Below are 3,502 nucleotides of genomic sequence, written 5' to 3' on the forward strand. Positions count from 1 at the left end.
GGTGCGTCCACGCTCCATCGGCATCGCCGACATGGGCGACCATTTCGTCATCAGCTTCATGGATGCCCCCATGAAACCCGCCAACGACGCCATGCAGGCCTGGGCCCTGGCCCTGCGCAACCAGTGAGTGCGCGCTTGCCGCGCGCTGACCGCGCCGATGATCGAAACCCACAGACTGCAGAGAGCCACCAATGACGAACGTTCAAGCACTGACGCCGTACGACGCCCTCGGCGGCGCTGAGGGGCTGCACCGCCTGGTCGATCGCTACTACACCTTGATGGACGAAGCTTTTCGCGCCTGGCTACTCGACACATTTGCTCAGATGGCCGACCACATGATCAACGCCGACCTGGCGCAAGCAGGCTGCACGCATGCCTGCGCCAACGGGGCTGCCGCGGTGGAGAAAGGCCGGGTGAGCGCATGACCACCTGGATGCGCACCTTGCTGCAGCACGCGCGCTGGCTCGCGTTGGCGGCCCTGGTCTTCACTCTGGGCCTGCAGCCGGCGCGGGCTGCCGCAGTCGAACCGGGGCAGCCGTTGCCCGCGCTGCAACTCAAGGATCAGCACGGCCAGGACTGGCGTGTGAACGCCGACACGCGGCTGGTGTTGTTTGCCAACGGGCGCAAGGCCTCGAACCTGGTGCAGTCGGTGTTGGGCGCGCAGCCCAAGGGTTTTTTGGAATCACGCAAAGCCGTGTACCTGGCCGACCTGAGCCGCATGCCGTCATTCATCACTCGCACCTTCGCGCTGCCAGCGCTGCGCGAGCAACCGTTCACCGTGGGCGTGGTGCTCGATTCGGCACTGCTGCAGGGCTGGCCCGCGGCGGAAGACGCGCTGATGCTGATCGAGCTCGACGACGGGCGGGTCAAGGCGCTGCGCCCGGTCAGCAGCGAGGCGCAGTTGCGCGCGGCGCTTGGCCTGTGAGCTGCGTGGGCCTCGGCTCGTGCAGCCCGGCGCATGGGCTGATGCGCGGGGCACCCGGATGAACGCGGGCCTGATCACCGTCTCCGCTGTGCTCGCGCTTCTGGCACTCGCGCGCTGGGCCTTGCGCCGGGGCTTGACGCCCGAAGCCCAGGTGCCCGAGGACGACCCAGCAGCGCTCGGACTCATCGGTGTGCAGACCCTCTGGCTCGATGCGCCGCGCGGCCGCAAGTTGTTTGCCTGGTATGCAGCGGCGCCGGGCGCTGTGCGCGCGCCGGCCGTGGTGCTGATGCACGGCTGGGGTGGCCATGCCGGACATTTGCTGCAGGCCGCAGTGGCCTTGCAGCGCGCCGGGTTCGCGGTGCTGCTGCCCGAGGCGCGCAACCATGGCCGCAGCGACCGCGACGATCACAGCTCACTGCCGCGTTTTGCCGAGGACCTGCGCTGCGCGCTCGACTGGCTGGCGCGTCGGCCCGAGGTGGACGCAGCGCGGCTCGCCGCGCTGGGTCACTCGGTCGGCGGTGCGGCGGTGTTGCTGCTGGCCGCGCAGGGGTTCGACGGCTTGCGCGCCGTGGTCAGCGTGTCATCGTTCGCGCACCCCGAGCAGGTGATGCGGCGCTGGCTTGCGGCACGCCATGTGCCCTACTGGCCACTGGGCTGGCTGGTCAATCGCTATGTCGAGTCGGTGATCGGCCGGCGCTTCGCCGAGATTGCGCCCGAGGCCACGCTGCCGCGTGCGCAGTGCCCTGTGTTGCTGGTGCACGGCCGCAGCGACTCGACCGTGCCGCTGGACGATGCCCAGCAGCTCTTCGCGCGGCGGGGTTCGGCCCGGGTGCAGTTGCTCATCGTCGAAGGCACGCATGAGAAGTTCGACGACGAGCCCGCCCTGTTCGACGCCGTGCAGGCGTTTCTGCAGGCACATCTGACCGACGCCTCCACCGGTTCGTGCGCAGGGGCGCATCGGCATGTGCCGTCGAATCCGGTTCGATGTCCCACGCTAGACTCCCCTTCTCCTTCCCTGCAATGACCGCCATGGACGCCTTTCAAGACCACGACCTCGACAACGTAGCGCACTGCTGTGGTTGTGACCGGCGCAAGCCGCAGGGCACCAGATCAAGACCGTCTGGGACGGTGACGAGAGCGTCACAGTCTTCCAGCCCGAGCCCTTTCACACTTCGGTGCCGGGTTTCGTCTACGGAAGGCTGATCGCCTCGCTCATCAACTGCCACAGCACGGGCACGGCGGCGGCAGCGATGTACCGCCATGAGGGGCGTGACATGGACAGCCTGCGGGCGTTTCGCTTCGTCACCGGGTCGCTGCACGTGGACTTCCTCCAGCCCACACGCATCGACGCGCCGATCGAAATCCGCGGCCGCATCCAGGAGATCAAAGGCCGCAAGGTGGTGGTGCACACCGCGGTGCGCTCAGGCGGCGTGCTGACCGCGCGCGGCGAGGCCGTGGCGGTGCAGCTGCCGGAGAACTTCGGCGCCTGACGCAGCCGCCCGCACGGAAACGCTTCACGCGTGCCGGGTGGCACGACGGGCGTGAAGCGCCTCAGTGCGGTGACGTGTTCACCTCGTGGCCCGCTCCCCTGGGCGAGGGTGCCTCATCGGGCTGTTCACGATGCGGAATGGCGTAGGCATCGGCCACATAGGCCGGCCCTTTCATGACGATGATGATCGCGCAGCCGATGGCAAGCGTGAGGACCAGCGTCCAGTGCAGCACCACCAGCGAAATCGCAAAGAAGTCGATGAGCGTCATCAGGCGCAGCGTGGCGACGGGCAGCGGGTCGTCCGTCCACCACAGGCGCGCGGCAAGCGGGCCAAGTGCTGGCAGCACGGTGCCGACGAGCAAAATCTTCGGCAATTTCTTCCACAGTGCCCATTCGAGCCCATGGGGCGAGCGCTGGAAGCCGGGCAGTTTGTTGAACCAGTTCATGGGGGCACCTCCGGAGCGGCATGAGCCACGTTCGGTCGCATTGTGCACCCATAGCGAGAACCCGCGGGTTGCAGGGTCTTGCCGACGAATCGCCTGAATCACAGCGCCAAGGAAACGCTGAACAAATTGCTGCGCGGGCGCATCGCTGCGTTGCGCGGTGCTCGGCTGCTCGCCTATCTGTTTCGTATGTCTCGCATCCTGCGCTCCGTGCGCCTTGCGCTGCATCTCGCTCGCAGCTTTCTTCAGCGTTTCCCTAGACAACGGGCCGGAATGCATCGCCACGGCGCTGGCACGCTGGGCGCAGTCCAAGGGGGGTATCGCTCTCAATCAAATCCAGCCTGGCAAACCCACGCAGAACGCCTATGTCGAACGATTCAACAAGACCTTCCGCACCGAGGTGCTGGACTGCCAAGTCTTTGACAGCCTGCAGCAGGTGCGTGACATGACCGCTGACTGGCTCCACCGCGACAATCACCGGCCACACGAAGCCCTTGGGCGTATCCCGCCCGTCAAGTAGCATCTACAGATTGCGGTCTACGCACAATGGCTCCCGGAATCTCACCACGGGCGACGCCGCCCGGTTTTCAGCGGACGCTACCAACGCGAAGCCAACACGGGGTGAGAACGGTTGCATGACGGGAT

The 3,502-nt window shown here is 66.7% G+C and carries 7 protein-coding genes; 6 read left to right on the forward strand and 1 reads right to left on the reverse strand.

Annotated features, from left to right (window positions below; genetic code table 11):
* Window position 1 precedes the first annotated feature (1 nt).
* The 5 genes from P3W97_RS11035 (at window position 2) to P3W97_RS03595 (ending at window position 2,415) form a co-directional block, all read left to right on the forward strand.
* Entirely contained in the window at window positions 2-127 is a 126-nt protein-coding gene (locus P3W97_RS11035) for a DUF6858 family protein (protein ID WP_367184588.1), read from the forward strand.
* A 64-nt stretch (window positions 128-191) separates the two neighbouring features.
* On the forward strand, window positions 192-425 hold the full coding sequence (locus tag P3W97_RS03580) for a hypothetical protein (RefSeq protein ID WP_300843859.1): 234 nt from the start codon (window positions 192-194) through the stop codon (window positions 423-425).
* On the forward strand, window positions 422-925 hold the full coding sequence (locus P3W97_RS03585; RefSeq protein ID WP_300843861.1) for a hypothetical protein: 504 nt from the start codon (window positions 422-424) through the stop codon (window positions 923-925). The genes P3W97_RS03580 and P3W97_RS03585 overlap by 4 nt, the downstream gene beginning before the upstream one ends.
* A 58-nt stretch (window positions 926-983) precedes the next feature.
* Entirely contained in the window at window positions 984-1,949 is a 966-nt protein-coding gene (locus P3W97_RS03590; RefSeq protein ID WP_300843863.1) for an alpha/beta fold hydrolase, read from the forward strand.
* Between the two features lie 151 nt (window positions 1,950-2,100).
* Window positions 2,101-2,415 (forward strand): hotdog domain-containing protein, encoded by a 315-nt coding sequence (locus P3W97_RS03595; RefSeq protein WP_300843865.1) that lies wholly within the window; start codon window positions 2,101-2,103, stop codon window positions 2,413-2,415.
* A 61-nt stretch (window positions 2,416-2,476) separates the two neighbouring features.
* Here P3W97_RS03595 and P3W97_RS03600 read toward each other — a convergent pair whose 3' ends face one another.
* Window positions 2,477-3,085 (reverse strand): hypothetical protein, encoded by a 609-nt coding sequence (locus P3W97_RS03600; RefSeq protein ID WP_300843867.1) that lies wholly within the window; start codon window positions 3,083-3,085, stop codon window positions 2,477-2,479.
* Between P3W97_RS03600 and P3W97_RS03605 the strand changes: the two genes are divergently transcribed.
* Window positions 3,075-3,377 (forward strand): transposase, encoded by a 303-nt coding sequence (locus P3W97_RS03605; RefSeq protein ID WP_300843869.1) that lies wholly within the window; start codon window positions 3,075-3,077, stop codon window positions 3,375-3,377. The two genes, P3W97_RS03600 and P3W97_RS03605, sit on opposite strands and share 11 nt — an antisense overlap.
* Window positions 3,378-3,502: the final 125 nt, after the last annotated feature.

The organism is Tepidimonas sp., from assembly GCF_029335975.1.
Taxonomy (GTDB): domain Bacteria; phylum Pseudomonadota; class Gammaproteobacteria; order Burkholderiales; family Burkholderiaceae_C; genus Tepidimonas.